Below are 24939 nucleotides of genomic sequence, written 5' to 3' on the forward strand. Positions count from 1 at the left end.
GCTCGGCGGATGGTAGATCCGTCGGTCGCGCATGACTCGGCGCGACCGAGAGAGCGGACGCACGCTCCATCCCGATGACGCCATCGGCGGGGGCCTCAGGTGGGGGCGCCAGAACTGAGCGGGGAGTGATCGCGGTGCGGTTGATCAGACGCGGGGGGCCGGAAGCGCGTCGCGTCCGGGGCCTTTCATCCCGTTCGATGGATGGCGGGAGGTGCGTGGTCCATCGTGCTTTCGACCGGCGCGGTCCCGGCGGCGGGGGCGCCGGAAGCCGCCAGGAAGCGGACGGTGAGCGATCCGTCCTCCATCCGCCCCAACTCGGCGCCCTGAACGCGCAGCAGGCGTTCGGCCAGGGGGAAGCGCTCATCTGGCGGGGATGATTCCGCGGATAGACGAATGCGGACGCGCCCCGCGTCGGTCCCGGCGTCCAGGTGCGCGGTGGTGCCCGCCGCGGCGCGCCCGGCCGCGTGCTCCAGGATGATCAGCAGCGCCTCGCGCGCAAAGCCGGCGTCCGCCCGAACGCGGGGGAGCGCGGGGGGCAGATCCGCCTGAAGCGTGGCGCCCGCCGCGCGAAAGCGCTCCTCCGCGGCGGCCAGCACCGGCGCGAGCAGGTCGCGAAAAGGGATGGACTCCGTGCGCGGCTGCACCTGCCCCGCGTCCAGCGCGGCGATCCGCGCCACCACCCGCAGCCGCTCGTCCGCCGCGTCCGCCGCCGCTCGCGCCGCGCCCAGCATCTCCTCCTGGTTCTCGTTCAGTTCGCCGAACGGCGAATCCAGCAGGATGTGCAGCGGCAGGCGCACCTCGTCCAGCCCGCGCCCGGCCGCCGCCAGCGCATCCGCCATCAGCGCCGCGTACTCCCGCAGGCGCGCCTCGGCCGCCTCGCGCTTGTCGCCGCGCCCGCGCGCCTCGCCCAGCGCGCGCTCGATGGCATCCAGTTCATCCGCACGGCCGGTGGCGGCATCGGCGGGGTGCGCCTGCGCGGAAAGCGCGTCGATGCGCCGCGCCACGTACCGCGCGTTGCTCCACACCAGTACCAGCGACGCCACCGCGGCCACGATCCCCAGGACGAGGAGCCCCTCCGGAACCTGCCGCCCGCGCTGTCCCCACCACGCCAATCCCGCCATCGCCAGCACACCGACGACGGCGGGGATGACGGCCAGAAACAGCCGCGGCCCGATCCTCATCGGCCGGCCTCGTCCGCGAGGGAAACGACCAGCACGTCGATCCCCGCCGCGCCGATCAGCCGCTCGATGACGGACCCGCGGAGTGCGCGGTGCAGGCGGGAACGGTGCGTCTGCCCCACGATGATCATCGCCACGCCTTTTTCTCTGGCAAAGCGGATGATGGCCTGCGCCACGTCCGCGCCCTGCAGCTTCACGATCTCCGCCCCCATTCGCTGCGCCGTCTGGATGTTCTGCACCAGCTGCCGCTGCACGGCGGCGTCGATACGGTCCGCCGCTTCGTCGGGCGTCTGCACGTAGACGCAGTACCAGTCCGTGTTGAGCCGTCCGGCCAGCCGTGTCGCCTTCTGCAGGAGCACGTCGGTGTGCGGCGGGCGGCTGCTCATGGCCACCAGCACGCGGTCCGCCGAGCGGGGCGCGCCCTCGTCGCGGCTCACGATCCCCGTCCGCAGCCGGTCGACGCTGCTGGCCACCTCGCGCAGTGCCAGTTCGCGCAGCGTCGTCAGGTTCTGCGGGGTGAAGAAGTTGGCCAGCGCGGCGGGGATGCGCTCCGCCGCGTACACCTTGCCGTCCATCAGCCGCTGGCGCAGCTCCTCCGCGGGGATGTCGATGTTGACCACCTGGTCCGCCCGCGCGACGACCCAGTCCGGCACCGTCTCCCGCACGGTGACGCCAAGGGTCTCGGCGACGGTGCGGGTGAGCGATTCCAGGTGCTGCACGTTAAGGGCGGAAATTACGCTGATCCCCGCGTCCAGCAGTTCCATGACATCCCGCCACCGCCGCGCGTTCCGCGACCCGGGGACGTTGGTGTGCGCCAGTTCATCCACCAGCGCCACGCGCGGGCGGCGGGCCAGCACGGAGTCCACGTCCATCTCCTCCAGCACCACGCCGCGGTACTCCACGCGGCGGCGGGGAATGACCTCCAGCCCCTCCGCCAGCGCCGCCGTTTCCGCGCGCCCGTGCGTCTCCACGAAGCCGGCCACCACGTCCACGCCGCGGGCGCGCAGCTCATGCGCTTCCTGCAGCATGCGATACGTCTTGCCCACGCCGGCGAACGAGCCCATGTAGAGCTTGAAGACGCCCGGTCCCGCGGGGCGCTCCGGGTCGCGGAACGGGGAGGTGCTTTCCTGCATCATGTGCGCGGCCGGCGGCGGCTTCAGATGCGGAGCGACAGCGAGGTCACCAGCAGCGTGGACGAATTCGCCCGCCCGTCATCCTCGCCGCGGGCGGGAAAGGGGCGGCCGTCCGCACCGAAGAGCGAGCGCAGTTCCGTCCTCCACACGGCCGCGCCGCGCGTGACGTCCACGCCCACGGACGCGCCGTTGGTCACCAGCCCCGGCGCGTCGTCCAACCCCGTCGCGGCGACCACGCCGTCCTCGTCGTCCAGCCGCTCGATCCTTCCGTTCACCGCCACCGCCGGCGTCAGCCGGTAGCGGCCGGCGAGCGATCCGGCGATCCAGTTGGCGCCATCCTGGCTCCCGAAATCCACCGTGCCCACCAGCAGCGCGCGATCATCTGCCGCCCATCGCGCGCTTACGTCGTGCAGCACGCGGAGGTCCATCTCTCCCGTGGCTGCCGCGGCGTCGCGCCCGACGTAGTTGGAGTAGGAGAGTGTGAGCGGCGCCACGGGGAGCCAGTCCACGCGGATGCCGGCGCCCTTGTCGTGGTTGGTTTCGGAGATGATCTGCCAACCGTTTACGACGTTGATCTGCGCGGTCAGGTTGGAGCGCGCCTGCCAGGTGGCGCGCACTCCAGTCTCGTAGTACGGGCTGAACTCGGCGGGGAGAGAGCGGGTGTAGTTGGGATTGTCGATGGAAATCCAGCTCTCGCTGCCGATGTGCGAGAACATGATTCCGCCGTCGATCCACACGGAAGGCGCCACCTGCACGCCCAGCGTGGCTTCCTGGATAAGCGGCAGGTAGTTGGGCTGGCTGCCGGCGATCTCATCCGGCTCGCCCGCGTAGTTGAACTGCACGCTGGTGCCGGCCTGCAGCGCCAGCCGCCCGCGCACCGTGGGCGCGGCGTAGCGGACTTCCACGTGCGCCAGATTGATGGCGAACTCGTCGTGGCGCGCGGCCTGGGTGGTGAACGCGCGGTCGTGCGAGCGCGGCCGCGCGAAGTCGTATCCGTAGTAGCCGTCCACGAATGCGCCCACGGTGATGCGCGCTGCGGTGTCGGCGGGGGCCGGCTGCGCGGCGAGCAGGGCGGGAAAGGCGAGCGCAGCGGCGCAGGCGGGAAAGATCAGGTTCTTCATCGGTTCAACGATCGCTTTCTGTACGCCATCCACGGGGGAATGGGATGGCTGTGGTTGCGGTGTGTCTGGGACAGTGTGGCGCATGCTGAGGCACCCCTCTCCCCCCGGCCCCCTCTCCCGCAAGCGGGAGAGGGGGAGACCTAACCGCGGCGGCGGGTTGCGTCATGCGTCGCCACGCGCTGCGTTGCGGTTGAAGCCCCGAACCGGACGCGCCAGCGGCTGGTGTCGGGGGTTCGCGCTGTTTGAGCGGCGGATTCATCCGCTCAGGATCATCTGCTCACGCGCCGGTCTGCGCTCCACCCACCGTGTCCAGCGCCCTCCCCCAACCGTCCCCCAGTCTTTTTTGGGGGAGGGTGGGCGAGTAGTACGAGCCCGGGTGGGGGCCGCCCTAGAGCCCGCCGCTCACGCCCTGGCGGGGAAGGAACGCGTTCCCGGGTGCCCCAGCTCGCGGTCCAGCGCAAGGTTCAGCATCAGCACGTTCACGCGCGGCTCGCCCAGCAGCCCCAGCGTGCGGCCCTCCGTGTGCGCATCCACCAGCGTGCGGATGCGCGCCGGGTCCACGCCGCGGGCGCGGGCCACGCGCCCGGCCTGCAGCGCGGCGTTGGCCGGGGACACGTGCGGGTCCAGCCCGGACGCGGACCGCGTCGCCATGTCAGCGGGAACGCGCCCGCGCACCGCCCCCTCTTCCGCCACGGCGCGCTCCACCTCACTCGCGATCAGGGTGTCGGCCAGGCGCCGGTCGGTGGGCCCGCGGTTGCTGCCGCCGGACGCCGCCGCATCCCATCCCTCTCCCGCCGCGGACGGGCGGGGGTGGAAGTACGCCGCGCCGGTGAAGCCCTGCGCGATCAGTTCGCTCCCCACCACGCGCCCGTCCACGCGCACCAGCGAGCCGTTGGCCTGCCGCGGAAAGAGGAGCTGCGCCAGCCCGGTGACGGCCGCGGGGTACAGCGCGCCCGTGATCACCATCAGTACGAACGTGGCGGTAAGGGCGGGGCGGATCTGGTTCCGGATCATGCGATCAACTCGAGTTCGAGTACGAGAGTACGAAAGTACGAAAGTGCTAAGTGCCAAGTGCCCGGCTCCCAATCTCTTGGGCACTTGAACCTGGGCACTGGGCACTTCGTTTCTCTATACCAGCCCCAGCGCCGTCAGCATCACGTCAATCAGCTTGATGCCGACGAACGGCACGATCAGCCCGCCGAGGCCGTAGACCAGCAGGTTGCGGCGCAGAATCACGCTTGCCGCCGCGGGGCGGTATTTCACGCCGCGCAGCGCGAGCGGGATCAGGGCGACGATGATCAGCGCGTTGAAGATCACGCTCGCCAGGATGGCCGACTGCGGCGAGGCAAGGCGCATCACGTTCAGCGCGTCCAGCTGCGGATACGTCGCGGCAAACATCGCCGGGATGATGGCGAAGTATTTGGCGACATCGTTGGCGATGCTGAACGTGGTCAGCGAGCCGCGCGTCATCAGCAGCTGCTTTCCGATCTCCACCACCTCGATCAGCTTGGTGGGATTGGAATCCAGGTCCACCATGTTTCCCGCCTCGCGCGCGGCCTGCGTCCCCGTGTTCATGGCCACGCCCACGTCCGCCTGCGCCAGCGCGGGGGCGTCGTTGGTCCCGTCGCCCGTCATCGCCACCAGCCGCCCGCCGCGCTGCTCCCGGCGGATGACCTCCATCTTGTCCTCTGGGCGCGCCTCGGCCAGAAAGTCGTCCACGCCGGCCTCCTGCGCGATCGCGGCGGCGGTCAGCGGATTGTCGCCGGTGATCATGATCGTGCGGATCCCCATCGCCCGAAGCCGCTCAAAGCGCTCCTGGATGCCGCCTTTCACGACGTCCTTGAGATAGACGACGCCCAGCGCGCGTGCCTCGCCGTTTTCCCTTTCCGCCACCACCAGCGGCGTTCCGCCCTCGCGCGACACGCGTTCGACCACGGCGTCCAGCTCCGGCGGCACCGTGCCGCCGTTCTCCCGCACCCAGCGCGAAACCGCGTCGCCCGCGCCCTTTCGCAGCTGCATTCCGTCCAGGTCGATGCCGCTCATCCGCGTCTGCGCGGTAAAGGGGACGAGCTCGTGCGTCCCCGCCGCCAGCGTGCGGCCGCGGATGCCGTAGCGCTCCTTGGCGAGCACGACAATGCTGCGCCCCTCCGGCGTTTCGTCCGCCAACGACGCGAGCTGCGCGCGGTCCGCCAGCCGCTCCGCCGTCGTCCCCGGCACGGGATAGAATTCCGCGGCCTGGCGGTTTCCGAGCGTGATGGTCCCCGTCTTGTCCAGCAGCAGCGTGTTGATGTCGCCCGCCGCCTCCACCGCGCGGCCGCTGGTGGCGATCACATTGTGCTGGATCATGCGGTCCATCCCCGCGATCCCGATGGCGCTCAGCAGCCCCCCGATCGTCGTGGGAATCAGGCACACCAATAGCGCCACGAGGACGACCGTCGGGATGCGCCCGCCGCTGTAGACCGCGAACGGCTGCAGCGTCGCCACCGCGAGCAGAAAGATGATCGTCAGCCCGCTCAGCAGGATCGTCAGCGCGATCTCGTTGGGCGTCTTCTGCCGGCTCGCGCCCTCCACCAGCGCGATCATCCGGTCGATGAACGTTTCCCCCGGATTGGCCGTCACCCGGATGACCAGCCAGTCGGAAAGCACGCGCGTGCCGCCCGTCACCGCCGACCGGTCGCCGCCGGACTCGCGCACCACGGGGGCGGATTCGCCGGTGATGGCGCTCTCATCCACGGACGCCACGCCCATCACTACCTCGCCGTCCGACGCGATCACGTCACCGGGCGTGCACAGGATGTGGTCGCCCGCGCGCAGGCTCGCGGCGGGCACCGTCTCCACCGTGTCGCGATCCGATGGGTCGGCGAGCCGCCTGGCGGATGCCTCCGTCCGCCCGCGGCGCAGCGTGTCTGCCTGCGCCTTGCCGCGACCCTCCGCCATCGCCTCGGCGAAATTGGCAAAGAGGACTGTGAACCAGAGCCACAGCACGATCTGCAGCGTAAACCCGGTCCCGCGCGCGCCCGCCATGGCGTCGCGCGCCAGGATCAGCGTGGTCGCCGCGCTGCCCACGAGCACGACGAACATCACGGGATTCCGCACCATGTGGCGCGGGTTCAGCTTGGCGAGCGCATCGCCGGCCGCGCGGCGGACGAGCGGCGGGTCGAACAGGGGCCTTCCCGTGCGCCCGGGCGTGGCGGCAACCGGTGCGGTCGCGACCGGCGCGGGCTCGGGGCGGTTCAGCGTGGCGGGCATCAGAACATCCTCCCGGCGTTCATCAGAAAGTGTTCGGCAAGGGGGCCCAGGGCGAGCACGGGAAACCAGGTGAGCGCGCCCACGATCAGCACCACGGAGACGAGAAGGCCCACGAAAAGCGGCGTATCCACGGGAAAGCTCCCCGCCGTTTCCGGCGATGCGCCGCGCTCGCCCATGAACCCGCCCAGCGCCAGCACGGGGACGATCAGGGCGAACCGGCCCAGCAGCATCGCCATCCCCAGCAGCGTGTTGTAAAAGACTGATCCGCCACTCAACCCGGCGAAGGCGCTGCCGTTGTTGGCCGCCGCGCTGGTGAACGCGTACAGGATCTCGGACAGGCCGTGCGGTCCCGTGTTGGCGCGCGCGGAAAGTCCGGATTCCGTCACGGACGCGAGGGCCGTCATCAGCAGGACGACGGCGGGAAAGGCGAGGATGTACAGCATCGCCATCCGCACTTCGCGGCTGCCCAGGCGCTTGCCCAGGTACTCCGGCGTGCGCCCCACCATCAACCCGGCCAGGAAGACGGTCAGCACCACAAAGACGAGCATCCCGTACAGTCCCGCCCCCACGCCGCCAAAGACAATCTCCCCCAACTGCATGTTCACCATGGGGATGAGCCCGCCCAGCGGGGTAAACGAGTCGTGCATGGCGTTCACCGCGCCGCACGAGGCCGCCGTGGTCACCGCCGCGTACAGCGCGCTGCCCGCCACGCCGAATCGCGTTTCCTTGCCCTCCATGTTGCCCGCGGCGTGTCCGGGAAGGATTCCCGCGACGTCGATTCCGCGCGCGGCGTGGATGGGATTTCCCGCCGCCTCCGCCGCGTACGTCACCGCCGTTCCCGCCACGAACAGGATGCCCATCGCCGCCAGGATGGCCCACGCGTGCCGCGGCCGGCCGATCACCCGGCCGTAGGCGTTCACCAGCCCCGCGGGAATCAGCAGGATGGCCAGCATCGACAGCAGGTTGGTGAACGGCGTGGGGTTCTCGAACGGGTGCGCGCTGTTGGCGTTAAAGAATCCGCCCCCGTTCGTCCCGATCTGCTTGATGGCTTCCTGGCTGGCGACGGGCCCCATGGCGATGGTCTGCCGCGCGCCCTCCACCGTGGTCACGATCTCGTACGGCTTCAGGTTCTGGATCACGCCGCGCGAAACCAGCACGAGCGCCAGCACGATGCAGAGCGGGAGAAACAGGTAGAGCGTGCCGCGGACGAGGTCCGCCCAGAAGCTGCCCAGCCGCCCGCCGGACCTGGCGGCGATTCCCCGCGCCAGGGCGAAGGCCACACCCATCCCGACAGCGGCGGAAACGAAGTTGTGAAAGGCAAGCTGCGTCATCTGCGAGAAGTAGCTCATGGTGCTCTCGCCGGAGTAGCTCTGCCAGTTGGTGTTCGTCGTGAACGCCGAAGCCGTCTCGAACGCCTGCCGGTCCGCCACGCCGGGGAGCGCGGCCGGGTTCAGCGGCAGCAGCCCCTGCAGGCGCAGCGCGGCGTACGTGGCCAGCATGGAAACCGCGCTGAAGACGAGCACCGAGGCGGCGTAGCGCGTCCAGTGCTGGTCCTCGTCCGGGTCCACGCCCAGCGTGCGGTAGATGGCGGATTCCACGGGGCCCAGCCAGCGGCGCCGCCCCTGGTAGACGGCGTGAAGCCAGCCTCCCACCGGGGCCGCCAGGGCGAGGATGACGGCGCAGAACAGGGCGATCTGCAGCCATCCGTTGATGGTCATGGTCAGAACCTTTCCGGCCGCAGGAGCGTGTACGTCAGGTAGATGAGCAGCGCCGCCGCGACGACGATTCCGCCCCAGTCTTCGGCTGTCATTTCACTTCCTCCGCCGCGTCGCGGCCCAGCGCTTCGCAGCCCCGCACGTAGGCCAGCAGCGCGGCGAACGTCCCCGCGGTGGCCAGCAGATAGATCACGTCCAGCATGATGACGATCCTCTCCCGTCAGTGCCGGGCCGGGCGGGGGCGTGCGCCGCCGCGTGCGGACCGGCGTGTGTGGCGCCGGTCAGGGCCGGCGGAGAACGAAGCGGCCGCTGCTTCCGCCGGCCACGCGGCCGCCCTCCGTCCACCAGTGCCCGGCCACGGAGTCGCCGTACAGCCGTCCGCGCGCGTGCAGCGGGTGGGTGGTGCCGGCCTCCACGGTGAACTCCACGGAGTCCGCGCCCGCCATCCGCGCCACCAGCGTGGGCACGCCGGCGGCCGGGGTCACGCCCAGCGCGCGCAGGTCCGCCGCGTACGCGCCGTAGTGCGTGTCGCGGGCGGGAACGGCGGGTGCGGCGGGGGCGTTTTCCATCATCACCACCGAGCCGCGGACGGGCGCGGGCGGGGTGGCGGCCGCGGTGACGGGGTGCTCCACGCGGAACTCCATGCTCCACGCGCCGTCCAGCCGCTCCGGGTGCTGCGGCTGCGCGGCGTGGCCGGCGCGTCCGCACGCGGCGGAGGCCAGAACAAGCAGAAGGGCGCTCGTGGATTGGAGCGCGCGGCGGATGGCGGGAGTGGGCATGGTGCGGCACCGGTTGAAGGCGCGGGGCTCCCGGCGTCGCCGCCGCGGAGGACCCGTTGGATTACGCCTCGAAGCTACCGGCCGGGCCGTAAAGGACGCACAAAGAGGAAGCGTCCCCGTGTGAAGATTTCACAAAGGGATGCGGAGGGAGGGGCGGCCCCCACCCGGGCCGACGGTTCAGCGCGGAAGGCGGAATGCGGGGTTGCCCGGAGTGTGTTGAGCGGATAAATCCGCCGCTCCCAAAGCGGTAAGCCCCGACACCGGCCGCTGGCGCGTCCGGTTCGGGGCTTCAACTGCGTGGGATTGACCGGCCCGAGCCGCGGTCCGCTGCCACGCTGAGGTCTCCCCCTCTCCCGCTTGCGGGAGAGGGGGCCGGGGGGAGAGGGGTGCCTGCGGCGGCGCCGGGCTGTCCGAAGCACACGGAGCCGCCTTTCTCCGTGTGGATCAGTGAGTGCCTGCGCGGCCCGGAGTCTCCTGAGCGAATGAATCCGCCGCTCCAAAAGCGGGAAGCCCCGACACCGGCCGCTGGCGCGTCCGGTTCGGGGGCTTCAACTCCCTGCGCGTCGCGAGCGGAGATGCGCGCCCGGTTCGCGGTCTCAAGCGGGTGCTTCCATCCTCAACTTGAGACCGCGGCGGTGGGGCTGCGCTCTGGTCAGACCAGCTGAATCTCGCAGTTGTCCAGGATGGAATCACCAAGTCTGCTTCCTCGCAGCGGAATGGGTGCATCCGCTCCCTTCACCTTCTCCGTCGCGCGGCCGAACACGGCCCAGCACAGCTGACTCGGATCCCACCGTGAGCGGAACTGAATTCCGTCCACGTCGGGCAGGGAGGCGTGCACAGCCGCAGCCAATGCTCGGCACTCGTCATATGTGGCTGCATGTGCCCGCTCCGCCCCAATCCCAAATGCCGGCAGGCGGTTTCCTTCGAACTGGAGAAGGTTAAGATCGGTCGCAAGGTGGATTCGCGAAACAGCCCGCGCGTTCCACTCCCGAACATCGACGACGCATTGGGCCGAGCCGCGGACGAGTGTTTCCAGAACGGCAACCTCCGGGCTCTCCCCCACATACAACACCCCGAACTCGGCGGCGGGATCGTCAAAGCGATTGCTCCTGCCCACGCTGTACCAGAGCGCACCCAGCTTGGCAAGGTGTACCCGCCAGAGCGGGCGGGACGACGGAATCCGCACGATGGGCGGCTTCGAGGGCAGGGCGATCACCATCAGGATGCTCCATGCTGCCCGTACGAACTGATGCGGGAAAGCACGTCGCCCAGTACCTCGGGCCTTTCCAACGATTCCAGAAGCGTGCTGTCCGAAGCCGGAGCCGTGTCGATCAGGATCGAAAGGAGCACCCACCGGCTCATGCTTCCAGCCGCGCGTACGACCTCGGCAACCCCCTTTCGCAGACCACCCGCGGAGAACTGGCGCGCGGGAAATCCCCACTCTGCACCTGAGAGCGGGAGTGCGAGAATGCTGTTTCGCGTTCGTCGGATGTTGACTGCGGAAACACTGATTCCCAGCAACCGGGCCACCTCGCTGGATGACAGAAATCCTCCCGCCGCACCAATCATGGTCTGTTTTGCAACTGCCCCGCGGGCCAGGGCGCGCGTCGTTGCGGTCTCCCGCTGCAGGCCGGCCTCTGGCGCCGCGTTCAGAACCTCGACGACGGTTGCCGCAGGAGTCGGGGCTGCCACCGCTCGCTGGAGTTGCTCAGACGTCATCTGCCGGAGTGACGTCCGTATGCTGCTGATCACCCGGTACTCCAAGGACTGCTCGATCCCTTCCCGGAACGTCTTGGGAGTGGCTTGGCTGTGCCGCGACTCTCCCGGGTCGGCACGGCGGATGGGGGTTTTCTGGCGTACGTTGCTATGGATCTGGTCAGAAGATGACACGCTTTTCCCGCTAGCCAGATCCGACGATCGTGCCTTTTTGCGCGCGGTGCCCAGAAGAACTGAACCTGCCACCGACTTGCTCGCACGCGACCCATCGGGCGTGCCACGTGAGACCCGCGACGCAGCCGCAGATTTGCTCGTCTGCGATTTACCACCACGCGTGCTCTGCGATAGCGCAGAGGCAGCCCCCGATCTACTTGGCGCGTTGGGGTTTTGAGCTCTGTCCTTCTTGTCCTCGGCATGGACGCCCTTGCCCTTGTTTGGCTTTGCGGGCATCGAAACTCCTTTGTAGTTGTTGTGTGTGCGTGTATTACGCACAACTACAAGCTACGTGCCCTGTGAGATTAGACAAGCCCCTCCAAACCGGTTGGGGTGTGCAGGCCAGGACGCAGCCCTACGCGGATTTCTCCCCGTCCAGCCGCACGGCGGGCAGGGTGAAGACGAACACGCTGCCGCCGCCCGGCCGCGCCTCCAGCCGCAGCGCGCCACCCTGCGCCTCCGCCAGCCGCCGCGCGATGGACAGCCCCAGCCCCGCGCCGCCCACGTCCGGCGGCACGTCCGGCCGGCGGTAGAACGGCTCAAAGATGCGGTCGCGCTCCGCCTCCGGCACCCCCGGCCCGCAGTCCGCCACGCGGAAGGCGAGCCGGTCCTCTTCCGCCACCGCCGCGACGTCGATCGGGTGATGGGGCGGGGAATACTTGTTCGCGTTCTCCAGCAGGTTTACCAGCACGCGCAGCGACTGCACGAAATCGAACCGCCCCGCCAGCAGCACGTCGCCGGGCGGAACAGACGCGCGGATCTCCCGCCCGGGCATGGAGCCGCTCACCCGCTGCAGCGCGGCGCCCAGCAGGTCCTCCGCCGCCGTGACCTCAAGATGGAGACGGATTTCCCCCGCGTTCAGCCGCGACAGGTCCAGCAGATCGGCCACGAAGCGGTTCAGGCGGTCCGCTTCCTGTTCGATGGTGGCGGCATCTTCGTCGCCCTTTTCCGCCAGCTGATGGGCAAGCGCCTTGATGGTTGTCAGTGGCGTGCGCAGGTCGTGCGACACGGAAGCGATCAGCGCGTCCTTCAGCCGGTCCGCCTCCGACAGCGCCTCCGCCCGGTCCGCGTCCGCGCGCAGCCGCACCCGCTCCGCGCCCAGGGCCGCGTAGTATCCCAGGACGCGGAAAAAGCGGTGCTGCTCCGGCGTCAGTTCCAATCCCGCCACGCGCGTCACCCGCAGCACGCCCACGATGCGCTCCCGCACTCGCAGCGGAAGTGCAACGCCGCGCGCGTTGGCGTCATCCGGCAGGCCGCCCGCGTCGTGCCGCGCCTCGGTGACGAGGGCGAGCGTGCCGTCCGGCCGTTCGATGACGGGCACGCCTCGGTCCGCCGCCAGCGCCGCCGCGGGCGCGATCAAGTTCTCCGCATCCAGCGCGGGATCCCTCGCGGCGCGGGTGAGCGGCCCGTCCGCCGCGCCGGGGAGCAGGATCTCGCACGCGTCCGCCTGCAGCGCGGAGCGGATCACGCGCGCAAAGGCGTGCAGCGCATCCTCCGCGCGGCCGGCGTTGAGCGTTTCGGCGCCCAGGGTGGAGAGGTGGTTCAGTTCATCCGCCCGCCGCCGCGCCTCTTCCGCCTCCGCGCGTGCACGGGTGATGAGGTGCGTGGCGAAGAGCGCCACGACCAGGTAGCTGAACAGCACCAGCCAGTTCAGCGGATCGGTGACGACCAGCGTGTAGTGCGGGGGGAGAAAAAAGAAGTTGAAGCACAGAAAGCTGAGCGCCGCCAGCACCACGCCGCGCGTCCTCGTGCCGCGCGTGCTGGCCGCCAGCACGAAGAGGAGGAAGGCGAGGGCGACGTGCGCGGCGTCCAGGTGCTCGCGAATGGCCACCATGGCCGCGGTGAGCGCCGCCAGCGCCAGCGCGTTCGCCGCCGCGCCCAGGAGCAGGCCGGAGCGCGGCCGGACGGGAGGCGCGCTCAATCCAGCGCGCGAAAGCGGTAGCCCACACCGGGCTCGGTGATGATCAGGCGCGGGCGGATGGGGTCCGCCTCGATCTTGCGCCGCAGGTTGGCCACGTGCACCCGCAGGTACGCCTGCGGATCGCCGCCGGACCGGCCCCACACGGCGCTGAACAGCTGCTGGTGCGTGAGCGTGCTTCCCGCGTGCGCGGCGAACGCGCGCAGCAGGTCCCACTCCGTTGGCGTGAGATGAATTTCCTCCCCGTCGCGGGAAAGGACGCGCCGGGCCAGGTCCAGCGACAGGCCCTCGATCTCCACGGGCCCCGTGCCGCCGGGGCGCGTGATGCCGCGCGACCGCCGAAGCTGCGCGCGCACGCGGGCCTGCAACTCCGCCGGGCCGAACGGCTTGGTGACGTAGTCGTCGGCGCCGGCATCCAGCAGGCTCACCTTTTCGTGCTCGGAGTGGCGGGCGGAAAGGACCACGATGGGCGCCGCGGACCACTTCCGCACCTCGGCGCAGACGCGCACGCCGGGGATGTCGGGCAGGCCCAGGTCCAGGACGATCAGGTCCGGGCGCTCGGCCGCGGCGAGCGCGATCCCTTCCGCGCCGGTGGCGGCTTCGATGACGCGCACGGACGCATCCGCCAGCGCCCGCCGCACCACTAGGCGGATCTGCGGTTCGTCATCGATGACCAGAATGGTCGATTCGCTCATCTGCGCGTGCGTGGGATCGAGATGCGGACGGGCGGCGGTCGCCGGATCGGGGCAATCTACAGTGGAGCGCGTGAAGATGGCACAAAGACGATCCGCCCCCCCGGCCGCGGCGTTGCGGGGGCGACTGAAGTCGCGGCAACAACGGCGCAAAGTCCGCCTGCGCGGACTGGGGCCGCGGCGGAGTCCTGAGGCGGGACCTTTGTGTGTGGTCGTGCGCGGCCGTCCCTGAGTTCGTGAGTTCGGGTGACGTGAGCGGGGCCAATCCCAGTCCGGCGGTTGAAACCGCGCCTCGACCAACACGAAGTCCGCCTGCGCGGACTGTGGCCGACGGACCCGGCGCGGTCGCCGTCGTCCGCCGCGTGAACGCCGCCGCATCCCTAACCATGCGACCGTGAAGGAATGCCCGCTCCCAGTCCGCGGAGGCGGACTTCGTGTCTTTCAAGGCGCGGTTTCAACCGCCGGACCGATGCCCGGTTCCACCACGTTACCTGAATGCGCGTTCCCCCGCCGTCCATCGCCCCACACGTCTGCACTCTCGTACTCACGTACTCACGCACTCACGCACTCACGCACTCACGCACTCACGCACTCACGCACTCACGCACTCACGCACGTCCACCCTTCCCGCCACCGCATTCGTTGCACAACACGAGAAGTTCAGTCACACAAAGGCGACGGCCCGCCCCCATCATCCCCGCGTACCCACACTCAGGGGAATGCGGACATGCTGAACACGGGCCTTGCCCTTTCCAATATTCCGGTCGCGCGGCGGCTGTGGCTGCTGGCCGGGCTCGGCGCCGCCGCCGCGCTCGCCGTGGGGCTGGTGGCGGGAACCGCGCTGCTGGACAGCCGCCGCCAGCTCGCCGAAACGCTCGTCGCCGAAGCCTCCATCGCCGCCTCGGTGGGCGAGGCCGAGCAGGCCGTCATCGGCTTCAAGAAGCAGGTGCAGGAGTGGAAGAACATCCTTCTGCGCGGCACCGAATCGGGAAACTACGACAAGTACCTCGCCCAGTTCACCCACGAAGAGCAGGCCGTGCAGGCCCGGCTCGCCTCGCTCAGCGCCCGGCTTCGCGCTTCCGGCCACCCCGCGGACGCCGCCACCGCCGATTCGCTCGCCCGCCTGCACGCCTCGCTGGGTGACCGCTACCGGCGGGAACTGGACCGGTGGTACGATCCCGCCGACGCGCTCAGCTACCGCGCCGTGGACCGCGCCGTGCGCGGCATCGACCGCGCGCCCACCGAGGCGATGGACGCCATGGCCGCCCGCGTGCAGGCGCTCGCAACTGACCAGCGCGCCACTTCGCGCCAGCACGCGGACACGGAATTCCGGCGCGCGCTGCTCTGGATCTCCCTTGTCCTGTCCATCGGACTGGCGATGGCGTTCGCGCTGGCGGCGGCGGTGGTGCGCGGCATCCGGCGTCCGCTGGAGCACGCGCTTTCCGCCGCGGAGCGCGTGGCCGGCGGCGACCTGCGCGGCCGCGTCGCCGTGGAGGGGCAGGACGAGGCCGCCCGCCTGGCCCGCGCCCTGGACACCATGCTTGCCGAACTGCGCGGCCTCGTGGGCCCCATCCAGTCCGCCAGTACCGCGCTGGCGATGACGACGGAGGAGATCGGCGCGGCCATGGCGGAAACCGAGTCGTCCGTTCACGGGCTGGACCTCGCCATCTCGCAGATCAGCCAAGCCGCGCAGCGCCAGGCCGAGGTGACGGACAACGTGGCCGTGGAGACGTCGGAGATCGCCCATTCCGCGGAGCGCATCACCGGCGGGGCGCGCGTGGTGGGCGACGCGGCCGAGGCGGCGGTGGCCACGGCCCAGCGCAGCGGCGCCAGCATCCGCGACGTGGCGCAGGAGGTGGCGCTGGCCGCCCGCGACGCCGCGCGCGGCACGGCCGAGGTGGAGGCCCTGGCGGCGTATTCCGAGCAGATCGACGGCTTCCGCTCCGCCATTGCCGCCATCGCCAGCCAGACCAACCTGCTGGCGCTGAACGCCGCCATCGAGGCCGCGCGGGCCGGCGAGCACGGGCGCGGATTCGCGGTCGTGGCGGATGAGGTGCGCCGCCTGGCCGCGCGCGCGGCGGAGTCCGCCGACGACACCAGCACCTGGGTGGTGCGCATGCGGACGGACATCGAGCGCAGCGTGGCGGCCATGCAGACCCGCGGCGAGCGCCTGGACCGCGCCGCCACCCGCGCGGACGGCGTGGGCGAGGCGCTGCAGGCGGTGTTCACCGCGCTGGACCGCACGCGCACGGAAATCGGCGGGCTGGCTGCGGAAGCGGAGGAGATCCGCGCGCGCGTCGGGCGCGCCTCGGGGCTGGTGGAGGCCGTTTCCGCGCTGGCGCAGGAGAACGCCGCCGCCGCCGAGCAGATGAACGCGCACAGCGGCGAAGTCGCGGCAACCGTGCGGTCCATGGCGGGACGCGTATCGGGAACGGGCGCGGCGGCGGACGGGCGCGTATCGCTTCGCGCCATCGCCGCGCACATCGGCGGGCTCACCGGCCGCTTTCGGCTGGAGGAAGATCAGCCTGCCCCTGCCATCGCCGAGCCCCCCGCCTCGTCCGCCGCGCCGCCGCCCAGCATGCGCGCCCCCCGGCGGTCCATCGCCCGCGCGGCGTGATGATCTTCTTTCGATCCGCCCCCGCCCCCGCCGGCGCCCGCGTGGCCGGCGTCCTCTCTCCGTAGGCGTCCCCCGCACACTCCCTCCGCCGTCCGTCCCGCCCCCGCGGGACAGACGGGTCCGGCGCCGCCGCGCGTGCCTCCCCGGCATCGCGCGGCGGCTGCTTTCCATGCCCGGCACGGCTCGCGAGCCGCCTTGGCCCGCTTCCGCTTGTATCGCCGCCGCCCTGAAGGGCGTCATCCTGAGAGAGTGTGCGCCGCTCCTTCTTCGTACGCCGGATCGTGCGCGAGCGAAGGATCTACCATCCAACAAGCCAACCATGAGATACGCACGGCCGTTCTCACGGGATGGTAGATCCTTCGTCGGCGCCGAGATCCAGCTCGGCGGCTGCTCCGTCCGGCGCCTCCTCAGGATGACGCCTTTCAGGCGTAAGTGCCGAGATGGCGGAGTCTTACGCTGTCGTGGGTCATCGCTCGGAATCCCGTGGAGAACGCGTCATCATCGCGGCGCGGCGCCCGTCATCCACAGAACCGGCAGGGTGACCGAATCGCCCGCATGCGGCGGAAAACGAATTGAGCCCCGCGCGTCGAAAGGGACGCGCGGGGCTCGTTCATCATCCACAGGTCCGGACTACTGCATGCGGCGGTAGAAGTCGGTCACCGAGAAGCCCGTGGGGTCCAGTTCGTAGAAGCTGCTGCGCGTAAAGTGCCCCGTCGTGGGATAGTACGGCGGCGGATCCGAGTACGCGCAGGGGTCGTACGTGTACCGCTTCAGGTATCCCGTGCCGCCCGACGTGCCCACCGCGCCGCGCGTCTTCTGGATGATGCCGCCCGTAAGGAACAGGCATCCGCGTCCAAAGAACGTGGTCTGGCAGAGCTCCGCGTTGGTGGGCGCGTCGTCGTAGTTCTGCACGGAGAACGACTTGAGCGTAAGCGCCACCCCGTTGATGAACTCGCTGGGCGTGCTGTCGAAGCTGCGCCACGTTTCGCTGGTGGCGTTGGTCAGCTTCTGCGGCGTGTTGATCATGTTGTCGACCACCACGATGTCCGAGCCGCTGAACAGCCCCAGGATGTTGCCGCACCCGGTGCCGCCCGCGTACGTCACGTCGTCGGCGATCAGGATCTTGTCCGTGGCGGCCAGCGTCACGCGCCCGCGGATCACGCCGCTGATGGCCACCTTGCCCGTGACGTGAATCACGCCCTTGAAGTTGGGATTGTACGTGCGGCTCAGCGGGAACAGATAGTCCCTGTCGTCGCGGATCGCCAGCGCGGCCGGCATGGCGCCGCTCCACGCAAACCCGCGCGGCAGCCACTCGCCCCGGCCCGGAATGGTGGCGACGAAGTCGTTGGCCAGGGAGTCGGAGCCGCCCAGGTAGCAGCGGGCGCTGGCGTCGCGCAGCCGGTCGCGGCGCTGGGTGGCGTTCATGCCCGTGAGCTTGGACGTGGGGGTGAACACCCCGCCCACGTACGAGCCGCAGTTTTCCGAGTTTTCCCACGCGATGCCGTTGCGCACCGCCATCAGGTAGTCGGTGGGGCCGGAGCTGCGGAACACGCGGAAGAAGCCTTCCGATTCACCGTCGATCTGCGAGTTGCCGTCCAGGTCAATGCCGATGAACTCGATGCGCAGCCGGCTTTCATAGTCGTTGCCGCCGTTGGGCGTCACGAAGGCCGTGCCGCCCGCCGTGGCGTAGGTCCGCAGCTTGTCCAGGTCCGCCAGCGAGGGCAGGGGAATGCGCGCCGCGCGCTCCGTGTACCCTTCGCTGAAGCGCCCGTACTGGCGGTCCTTGATCACCCCCGACGTGGTCACCGAGCCCGGCCCGCGAAAGGTGGCGCCGGAGCTGTAGATGGTGATGTCGTCATTGCTGTGCACCGGGCCGCTCAGCACGTCGCCGCCACCGAACGCGATGCCGTCGGGCTCCACGTCGGTGAAGTAGGCGAACTTGGCGAAGCTTTCCTGCGCCAGGTCCGCCCGGCGCACCACCCGGGTGTTGCCGGATTCCACCACCGAGATGATGCTGCCGAACACGCCGTACTGCCCGGAGGTCTGGCCGATGGGGCCGGCGTACACCCACCGCTTCACCCCCGGAATGGCCGTGCCCGCGGCGTCGGTCGGCACCACCCCGTTCTCCAGGGTGGCGTAGCCGGTGGCGGGGTACAGGGTGGCGTCGGCGTTCAGCCGCGCGCGGGCGACCTCCACCCCGGCGTCGGCCAGCGACTCCATGTCGGCGCGGCGGGCCTCGTAGGCGTTGATGAGCGACGCGTTGCCCACCACCGTCACCGCGCCCGCGGCCAGAATGCCCACCGCCAGCACCACCATCAGCACCAGCAGCAGGGCATATCCGTCCCGGCCGTGCGCCGGGTTCTCTATTCTCTTCATCGGCCTGAAAGTCCGGGTCAGGGTACGGGTGCGGGAATGGGGACGGACGCCGAAAACGACTGCGACGAGCGCGCCGGCGTGCAGTCCTGCGCGGCCACGGCGTACTGGTATGCGGTTCCGGGCTCCACCGCCTGGTCCACGTAGGTGTACGAGCCGCCGCCCGCCGGAATGCTCACGAAGGGGTCGCCCAGCGGCAAACTGCCCGCGCGCCGCCACACCACGTAACGCAGCACGTCGGCCTCGCCGGAGTTTTCGTCCACGGAGGCCGACCAGGCCAGCCGGACGGCCTTGGTGCCGTCGGGGAGGGAAACCAGCGAGGCGCCCAGCGCCACGCCCTGGGGCGCGTCGCCGCACACGTTGCGCACCGAGATGCCCGCGTTGGGCATGCGGATGGTGCGGTCCACCGTGCGCACGGGGTCGGCCGGGCCCGCCGTACCGCTGGTGACGGCAAAGCGCACCCGCACCGCGCGGATGCTGTCCACCTTGGCCGCGGCGCCCGCGTCCTGGCCGCCGCCGTGCAGGGCGGCGGAGTGCCGGTAGGGGCCGCTTCCCAGCGTCACCATGCGGGTGGCGGCGTCGGACGGCACTTCCACCGCCATGTACTCCAGGAACTGCTGCCCCGCCGACTTCAGCAGGTTGCGCGCGACCACCGCCGGCGTTGTGCCGTTCACCTGCCGGTACAGCACGAAGTCGTCGGTGCGCGTGGTGGTGGGGTCCGGCTGAAAGAAGAAGGAGATGGTTTCCGCCGGGCTGTTGCTGGCGCCGTCGTTGTAGTTGCCATCCGGGTACCCGGTGGACGTCATGGGAATGGTGAAGCGGGTGGTGAGCGTCGCCGCCTCCACCTGTCCCGCCGGCGCCGACGGGTCCACGTACACCGCGTTCAGGTCTGTTGACAGGTTGCTGGCGTAATTTGCGTTGAACGCAATCACGTCGGGGCCGGCGTACACCAGCGACGGCTGGCTCGCCAGCACCCCGATCCCCATGGTGCGCACGTCCTTTTCCATCGTGTTGATGGCAAAGCGGGCGTTCTGCATGGTGCCCATGGCCGCCACGCCGCTGCTGAACGAGCGGCCCTGCCGGGCAAAGAACGACAGCGCGATCTGCATGATGATGGCGCCCACCACCAGGGCCACCAGCAGTTCCAGCAGCGTGACGCCCGCGCGGGAGCGGATGCGGTTGGTGATCATGGGCTGGCCACCGTAATGGTTCGCGACACCGCGCGCGGCAGCCGGGGCGAGCTTACCGTGACGGTGACGGTGAGGTAGGAATTCCCCCCCGTGAGCGCGCTGGTGCGGAACAGCGTGGTGCGCGTGTAGCGGGGTGCGTTGGCGATGGTGGACTCGGTGCCCGAGTAGCGGGCCGCCAGCGTGGCGTACGCCGGGTCCGCCTGAATCAGGTGAATGCGGTCCAGCGCCAGCTGGCTGGCGCGCAGGCGGGCTTCCTGAAAGCCCACCCGCCGCACCATGCGGTCGGTGATGGTGGCCTGCGCCCCCATGATCACGAATCCAAGAATCACCAGCGCCACCATTACCTCCAGCAGCGTAAAGCCGCCGCGGCGCGCGTCCGGTGCGGGTGCCGTGTGCGTGCGCATCAGAACTTTCTCTGCCAGGTGGGAGCCACGTACTTCCAGACGGCGGTGCGGCCGGTGGCGCGGTCCACGATCACCGCGCGTGACGGGCGCTGGGCGGCCACCCCCACCGTGGAGGTGAGGTACGCGCCGCCTTCTTCGCTGGCGCTGCCGCCGCGGTTGAAGGTGACCGCGGGAAGGCCGCCCTGCCGCGCGGTGAACGAGACGTTGGCGGTGCCCAGCTGCGTGAGCACCGCGGCGCCGCCCCGTCCGTAGGTCATGTTGCGGCCCAGCGGCTCGCTGGTCACCTGCTCGCCGGCGTCGATGGTGCCGTTGTTGTTGGGGTCCATGTGCACCCGCACCAGCCCCTGCGTGGCGTCAAAGGCGACGACCACGTTGTGCTGGCGGACGACGGCGGCGCGCTGGGCGGCCATCAGCGTGGAGGCCACGGACTGCACGGCCGCCTCGGTGCGCGAAGGAGACAGGTTGACGCGGGGCGCGCCGATGCTGAGCGCGATTCCGATGATGGTGAGGACCACCAGCACCTCCGCCATGGAGACGCCGGCCCGGCCCAGCGGGGCGCGTGCGCGCGGGGGGGGCGCGATCGCGACGGGGGGATGTTCAGGAGGCATGGTGCACCGGGCCGGTGAGGCGCTCGCCGTGCGGATGCCGCGCGCCCCGTCCGCGAGGGCGGAGGAGCGTTCGGATGGATGTGACGCCGGGGTACGCCCGGTCGTCAGCCGTAGTTTCTGCATCTGTCCGTGTACGAAGAGAGTACAAGGATGCAGCGGGTCTGGCAAGTGCCAAACTGCTGCATTACCCCTCGTTTGCCGTCGTTAATCGCGCACAGCATGCGCCATCCCGTTGTGCCGGAACACTCTGCGCCTTCTTCTCCGTTGCGCGCGAAAGCGCGTCAACGCAAGCGGGTGCACGGGGTTCCGGGCGCGGACCACCCGGTCCGGGAGCGTCGTGCCGCGGACGTCCCGCCCGCGTTCCCGGCCGCCCTCGCCCGCACTCCCCGCATCCCGGCTGCGAACGGTTTTCCTGCGCGTCCGGGTGAATACATTCTCACGTTGCAGAATATCAATTCCTGTGCTACGTGAGTACGCCACAGTTTCCGCGGGCGGGCACTCCCGCGCCCATGGCAGAATGCAGGGAGCCGGGGCGTTTTGCATGCGCCTGCACTGGACGCGGCCGCGTCCCGAACGTACGATCCTGAACGCCCTCCGCTGGCCGGTTCCACCCCATCTCCCCGGGCTTCCCGTGACCTTTCGCCGATCCACCCGCACCGCGCTCGTCGTGGCGGCGCTTGCCGCGCTCCCCGCGGCGGCGCTCGCCCGCCGCACTGATCCGGCATCCGCCGCGCCTTTCCAGGCACAGCCCGCCTCGGCGAGGGCGGGGGTGGACCGGCCGCCGCGCGCGGAGCGGGACACGGTGCCGGTTCCCGCGCCGTTCGCCCTTTCCGACCCGGACGGGCAGGACCTGACGCTGGAGCGCATGGACGTGCGCACGGCCGTCCAGGGAATGCTGGCGCTGACGGAAATCGAGATGCGCTTTCGCAACCCCCGGCCGCGGCGGATGGAGGGGCGGTTCAGCGCCATCCTTCCGGAAGGCGCCACGGTCAGCCGGTGGGCCAAGGAGGTGGACGGGCGCTTGATGGAGGGCGAGGTGGTGGAGCGGCTGCGCGCGCACCAGGTGTACGACCAGATCCTGCACGAGATGCGCGATCCGGCCATGCTGGACCAGGAAGCGGGCAACCGCTTCAGCGCGCGCGTGTTCCCCATCGAGGCGAACGCCACCGTGCGGGTGGTGCTGGCGTACAGCACCCTGCTGCGCCAGGTGGACGGGGAGCGCGCGTGGAGCCTTCCGCTGCGCGGGCTGCCGCGGGTGGGCGTATTCACCTTTCACGGCAGCTTCCGCCCGCTCCCCGGCGAGGCGCCGCGGCAGGACCTGTTCGTCCGCACCGCCGGGCCCGGCCGCGTGGGCGATGCGGACGGCGCGCGCATCATCGACCGCTCCGACGAGGCGTTCATTCCCACCGAGGACCTGCACGTGGCGTGGCGTCCGGCCCCGGAAGCGGCGGGCGCGCGGGTGCTGGCGGCGGACGGCTTCTACGTGGCGGCGTTCCGCCCCTCGGTCCCCCGCGCGGTGCGCACGGCCGGCGGAAACTGGGTGTTCTATCTGGACACCAGCGCCTCCGGGGCGGATGGCGCGGAGCACCGCGTCCGCGCGCTGGAGGCGCTGCTGGCTTCGCTTCCCGCGGGGGACGCGGTGGAGGTGCGCGCCTTCGACCACCGGGTGACGCGGGTGGCGGCCGGCCGGGCGGGGGAGATGGCGCGCCGCGTGGGCGCCCTGCTGCGCGAGCGGCGCTACCTGGGCGGAACGGACCTGGGCGCGGTGCTGCACGACGCGGCGCAGGTGGCGCGCGCCAACCCGGCCGCCACCGTGGTGATCCAGACGGACGGCGTGGCGACGCTCGGGCGGGTGGATCCGGCGCTCCTGCGCGCGGCGGCGGATTCCATCCCCGCGAGGGCGGCGGTGCACGCGCTGGTGCTGGGCGCGCGGCAGGACGGCGCCACGCTGCGGATGATCACCGGCGGCCGCGGCCGGGTGGTGTCCATTCCCTTTTCCGACTCGCTGGAGGTGCGCGCGCGTGACGCGGCCCGGCGGCTGGCGCTGGCGCCCGGGGCGGCGTTCACCGTGAGCGACCCCGGGAGCGAGTGGGTGTACGCGGCGGGCGCGGACGACGTGCAGCCGGGGGACGAGGTGCTGGTCGTCGGCCGGCTCAAGGCGGGGGCGCGCCCCTCGCCGCGGCTGGCGGGGCGCACGGGGCAGGTGCTGCCGGGCGACGCGGAGCGGATGGAGGCGGGCACCTTCGCGCCGCTGCTGCGGCGCGAGGCGTACCGCGCCCACCTTCAGGAGCTGAACGAGCGCGCCTCGCGTACGACGGACGACAGCACCCGCGCCGCGCTGGCCCGGGAAGAGGTGCGGATTTCGGTGGAGCACCGCGTGCTGTCGCCGCGAACGACGCTTCTGGTGCTGGAGACGGAGCGCGACTATGACCGCTTCGGGCTGGACCGCCGCTCGCTTTCCGACATCCTGGCCGTAGGGCCGACGGGGATCACTCGGGTGGACCGGCAGCGCCTGCCGCGCGTCGCGGAAGGCAAGGCCGCCGCGGATTCGGCGGAGGACGTGACGCAGGCGGAAGATGGGGATGAGTCCGCGGGCAGTGCGCCGGCGGCGGGCGCGCCGGCGCCGGTGGCGCGCCGCGCGAGGCTGAATGAGGTCGTGGTTACCGGCGCGCCGTCCGTCGACGCGCCGGCCGAGCGGGAGGAAGGCTATGCGGCGGGCGGTCCGCCGTCCGCGCCCCCTCCTCCTCCTCCTCCCCCGCCGCCTCCTCCCCCGCCTCCGGCCGTGGTGCCGCCTCCTTCGCCGGCTTCCGTTTCGCAACCCCGCGCCCCGATCGCGGCGAGTGCCGGGAACGGTGCCGCCGCGCCCGCGCGCAAGGCTCCGGAGTGGACGCGGCCGTTCATCGCCTCCCCCGCGCGGGTGGACAGCCTGCGCACGCAGCTTCGCGCCACCCCGCGCGACCGCGAACTTCGCAACCAGCTGGCGGAGGCGCTGTGGGCCCGCGCGGAGTGGGCGTCGCTGCGGGAACTGGCGCTGGACTGGCAGCCGTACGATCCCGAAAATCCGCAGGTGTACGAGGCGCTGGGCGAGGCCGCGCTGAACCTGAACCGGCGCGACGAGGCGGAGCGCGCGCTGGGCTCGCTGGTGGAGGTGGCGGATGGCAAGCCGGAACTGCTGCAGCGCGCCGGGCTGCTGCTCCTGCGGGTGAATGCCGCCCGCCTGGCCGAGACGCCGCTGCGGCGCGCGCTGGAGCAGCGCCCGGACCGGGTGAACGGCTACCGCCACCTGGCCCTCATGCTATGGCAGGACGGGCGCGAGGAAGAGGCCGCGCGTGTCCTGCAGGATGCCACCCGCCGCACTTTTCCGGACTGGTACCGTGACGCCCAGCGCGTGGTGCACGAGGAACTGGGCTACGTGCTGCGCGCGTGGATGGCCAGGGAACCGCGCCGCGCGGCGGAAATCCGGGGCGAGGCGGCGGAGTACGGGGTAGACCTGGGCCGGCGCGATGCCCTGCGCGTGACGCTGGCGTGGGAGGCGGACGCCAACGACGTGGACCTGCACGTGGTGGATCCGGCGGGCGAGGAGGTGTACTACGCCCATCCGAAGAGCGCGCAGGGGCTGGAACTGTATCAGGACGTCACGCAGGGGTTCGGGCCGGAGGTGGTGCGCGTGGACAAGGTCTCGCCCGGCACCTACCACGTCGGTGTGACGTACTTCAGCGCGGGCGCCATGGGGGTAAGCCGCGGCGTGCTGGTGGTGATCCGGTCGGATGGCGCGCGGGGAGCGCCGGTGGTGCGGATCCACCCGTTCCGGCTGGTGCAGGGCGACCCGTCGAACGTGCGGTTCGTGACGAGCATCCCCGTGGCGCGATAGGTGGGCGCGGGACGCACCTCACTCGCCGGACGAGAGCCGGACCTTCGCAGCAACACGTTTGATGGATGATGATCAAGCATCGGGGCCGCTGGATGATTCCAGCGGCCCCGTTTTTCGTTGATTCGGGGATGCGCCGCTCGCATCCGCCCCGACGCATTCTCG

At 70.8% G+C, this 24939-nt stretch carries 18 protein-coding genes; 2 read left to right on the forward strand and 16 right to left on the reverse strand.

Annotated features, from left to right (window positions below):
• Window positions 1-185: 185 nt before the first annotated feature.
• From HNQ61_RS17575 to HNQ61_RS17630, 12 genes are all read right to left on the reverse strand, one after another.
• On the reverse strand, window positions 186-1181 hold the full coding sequence (locus HNQ61_RS17575) for a histidine kinase (protein ID WP_170035383.1): 996 nt from the start codon (window positions 1179-1181) through the stop codon (window positions 186-188).
• Entirely contained in the window at window positions 1178-2311 is a 1134-nt protein-coding gene (locus HNQ61_RS17580; RefSeq protein WP_221239699.1) for a sensor protein KdpD, read from the reverse strand. Before HNQ61_RS17580 ends, HNQ61_RS17575 begins: the two co-directional genes overlap by 4 nt.
• Before the next feature lie 23 nt (window positions 2312-2334).
• Window positions 2335-3432: an outer membrane beta-barrel protein gene (locus HNQ61_RS17585; protein ID WP_170035385.1), complete on the reverse strand. Its 1098-nt coding sequence runs from the start codon at window positions 3430-3432 to the stop codon at window positions 2335-2337.
• Window positions 3433-3834: 402 nt separating this feature from the next.
• Window positions 3835-4446, reverse strand: coding sequence for a potassium-transporting ATPase subunit KdpC (gene kdpC, locus HNQ61_RS17590; RefSeq protein WP_170035386.1), 612 nt, complete (start codon window positions 4444-4446; stop codon window positions 3835-3837).
• 114 nt (window positions 4447-4560) lie between these two features.
• Window positions 4561-6681, reverse strand: a complete 2121-nt coding sequence (gene kdpB, locus HNQ61_RS17595) for a potassium-transporting ATPase subunit KdpB (protein ID WP_170035387.1) — start codon at window positions 6679-6681, stop codon at window positions 4561-4563.
• On the reverse strand, window positions 6681-8399 hold the full coding sequence (gene kdpA, locus HNQ61_RS17600; protein ID WP_170035388.1) for a potassium-transporting ATPase subunit KdpA: 1719 nt from the start codon (window positions 8397-8399) through the stop codon (window positions 6681-6683). The genes kdpB and kdpA overlap by 1 nt, the downstream gene beginning before the upstream one ends.
• A 2-nt stretch (window positions 8400-8401) precedes the next feature.
• A complete protein-coding gene (kdpF, locus tag HNQ61_RS17605; protein ID WP_170035389.1) occupies window positions 8402-8491 on the reverse strand; it encodes a K(+)-transporting ATPase subunit F in 90 nt (29 codons plus the stop codon).
• Between the two features lie 186 nt (window positions 8492-8677).
• Entirely contained in the window at window positions 8678-9175 is a 498-nt protein-coding gene (locus HNQ61_RS17610) for a hypothetical protein (protein ID WP_170035390.1), read from the reverse strand.
• A gap of 652 nt (window positions 9176-9827) precedes the next feature.
• Complete coding sequence (locus tag HNQ61_RS17615; RefSeq protein ID WP_170035391.1) at window positions 9828-10394, reverse strand: RES family NAD+ phosphorylase; 567 nt, start codon at window positions 10392-10394, stop codon at window positions 9828-9830.
• Window positions 10394-11341 carry a hypothetical protein gene (locus HNQ61_RS17620; protein WP_170035392.1) on the reverse strand — a complete coding sequence of 316 codons (948 nt, stop codon included), beginning with the start codon at window positions 11339-11341 and terminating at the stop codon, window positions 10394-10396. Before HNQ61_RS17620 ends, HNQ61_RS17615 begins: the two co-directional genes overlap by 1 nt.
• 118 nt (window positions 11342-11459) lie before the next feature.
• Window positions 11460-13025: a sensor histidine kinase gene (locus HNQ61_RS17625; protein WP_170035393.1), complete on the reverse strand. Its 1566-nt coding sequence runs from the start codon at window positions 13023-13025 to the stop codon at window positions 11460-11462.
• Window positions 13022-13717, reverse strand: a complete 696-nt coding sequence (locus tag HNQ61_RS17630; protein ID WP_170035394.1) for a response regulator — start codon at window positions 13715-13717, stop codon at window positions 13022-13024. Before HNQ61_RS17630 ends, HNQ61_RS17625 begins: the two co-directional genes overlap by 4 nt.
• A 724-nt stretch (window positions 13718-14441) precedes the next feature.
• On the opposite strand from HNQ61_RS17630, the gene HNQ61_RS17635 reads away from it, so the two are divergent.
• Window positions 14442-16331, forward strand: coding sequence for a methyl-accepting chemotaxis protein (locus HNQ61_RS17635; RefSeq protein WP_170035395.1), 1890 nt, complete (start codon window positions 14442-14444; stop codon window positions 16329-16331).
• 630 nt (window positions 16332-16961) lie between these two features.
• Here the strand turns inward: HNQ61_RS17635 and HNQ61_RS17640 are convergent.
• Genes HNQ61_RS17640 through HNQ61_RS17655 form a run of 4 tightly spaced genes read right to left on the reverse strand, consistent with a single transcriptional unit; the run spans window position 16962 to window position 20906 of the window.
• A complete protein-coding gene (locus HNQ61_RS17640) occupies window positions 16962-18707 on the reverse strand; it encodes a hypothetical protein (RefSeq protein WP_170035396.1) in 1746 nt (581 codons plus the stop codon).
• Window positions 18708-18724: 17 nt separating this feature from the next.
• On the reverse strand, window positions 18725-19894 hold the full coding sequence (locus tag HNQ61_RS17645) for a prepilin-type N-terminal cleavage/methylation domain-containing protein (RefSeq protein WP_170035397.1): 1170 nt from the start codon (window positions 19892-19894) through the stop codon (window positions 18725-18727).
• The gene (locus HNQ61_RS17650) at window positions 19891-20298 is read right to left on the reverse strand and encodes a type IV pilus modification PilV family protein (protein ID WP_170035398.1); all 408 of its coding nucleotides are present in this window, start codon (window positions 20296-20298) and stop codon (window positions 19891-19893) included. Before HNQ61_RS17650 ends, HNQ61_RS17645 begins: the two co-directional genes overlap by 4 nt.
• Window positions 20298-20906: a pilus assembly FimT family protein gene (locus HNQ61_RS17655; RefSeq protein WP_170035399.1), complete on the reverse strand. Its 609-nt coding sequence runs from the start codon at window positions 20904-20906 to the stop codon at window positions 20298-20300. The genes HNQ61_RS17650 and HNQ61_RS17655 overlap by 1 nt, the downstream gene beginning before the upstream one ends.
• Before the next feature lie 631 nt (window positions 20907-21537).
• Between HNQ61_RS17655 and HNQ61_RS17660 the strand changes: the two genes are divergently transcribed.
• Window positions 21538-24777 (forward strand): VIT domain-containing protein, encoded by a 3240-nt coding sequence (locus tag HNQ61_RS17660; protein WP_170035400.1) that lies wholly within the window; start codon window positions 21538-21540, stop codon window positions 24775-24777.
• Window positions 24778-24939 lie beyond the last annotated feature (162 nt).

It is taken from the genome of Longimicrobium terrae, assembly GCF_014202995.1.
GTDB classification, from domain to species: domain Bacteria; phylum Gemmatimonadota; class Gemmatimonadetes; order Longimicrobiales; family Longimicrobiaceae; genus Longimicrobium; species Longimicrobium terrae.

What these genes read in the sequence shown, in the direction of transcription:
- HNQ61_RS17575 (WP_170035383.1), bottom strand. Translation starts at nt 1,181, where the DNA reads ATGAGGATCGGGCCGCGGCTGTTTCTGGCCGTCATCCCCGCCGTCGTC.
- HNQ61_RS17580 (WP_221239699.1), bottom strand. Translation starts at nt 2,311, where the DNA reads ATGCAGGAAAGCACCTCCCCGTTCCGCGACCCGGAGCGCCCCGCGGGA.
- HNQ61_RS17585 (WP_170035385.1), bottom strand. Translation starts at nt 3,432, where the DNA reads ATGAAGAACCTGATCTTTCCCGCCTGCGCCGCTGCGCTCGCCTTTCCC.
- kdpC (WP_170035386.1), bottom strand. Translation starts at nt 4,446, where the DNA reads ATGATCCGGAACCAGATCCGCCCCGCCCTTACCGCCACGTTCGTACTG.
- kdpB (WP_170035387.1), bottom strand. Translation starts at nt 6,681, where the DNA reads ATGCCCGCCACGCTGAACCGCCCCGAGCCCGCGCCGGTCGCGACCGCA.
- kdpA (WP_170035388.1), bottom strand. Translation starts at nt 8,399, where the DNA reads ATGACCATCAACGGATGGCTGCAGATCGCCCTGTTCTGCGCCGTCATC.
- kdpF (WP_170035389.1), bottom strand. Translation starts at nt 8,491, where the DNA reads ATGACAGCCGAAGACTGGGGCGGAATCGTCGTCGCGGCGGCGCTGCTC.
- HNQ61_RS17610 (WP_170035390.1), bottom strand. Translation starts at nt 9,175, where the DNA reads ATGCCCACTCCCGCCATCCGCCGCGCGCTCCAATCCACGAGCGCCCTT.
- HNQ61_RS17615 (WP_170035391.1), bottom strand. Translation starts at nt 10,394, where the DNA reads ATGGTGATCGCCCTGCCCTCGAAGCCGCCCATCGTGCGGATTCCGTCG.
- HNQ61_RS17620 (WP_170035392.1), bottom strand. Translation starts at nt 11,341, where the DNA reads ATGCCCGCAAAGCCAAACAAGGGCAAGGGCGTCCATGCCGAGGACAAG.
- HNQ61_RS17630 (WP_170035394.1), bottom strand. Translation starts at nt 13,717, where the DNA reads ATGAGCGAATCGACCATTCTGGTCATCGATGACGAACCGCAGATCCGC.
- HNQ61_RS17635 (WP_170035395.1), top strand. Translation starts at nt 14,442, where the DNA reads ATGCTGAACACGGGCCTTGCCCTTTCCAATATTCCGGTCGCGCGGCGG.
- HNQ61_RS17640 (WP_170035396.1), bottom strand. Translation starts at nt 18,707, where the DNA reads ATGAAGAGAATAGAGAACCCGGCGCACGGCCGGGACGGATATGCCCTG.
- HNQ61_RS17645 (WP_170035397.1), bottom strand. Translation starts at nt 19,894, where the DNA reads ATGATCACCAACCGCATCCGCTCCCGCGCGGGCGTCACGCTGCTGGAA.
- HNQ61_RS17650 (WP_170035398.1), bottom strand. Translation starts at nt 20,298, where the DNA reads ATGCGCACGCACACGGCACCCGCACCGGACGCGCGCCGCGGCGGCTTT.
- HNQ61_RS17655 (WP_170035399.1), bottom strand. Translation starts at nt 20,906, where the DNA reads ATGCCTCCTGAACATCCCCCCGTCGCGATCGCGCCCCCCCCGCGCGCA.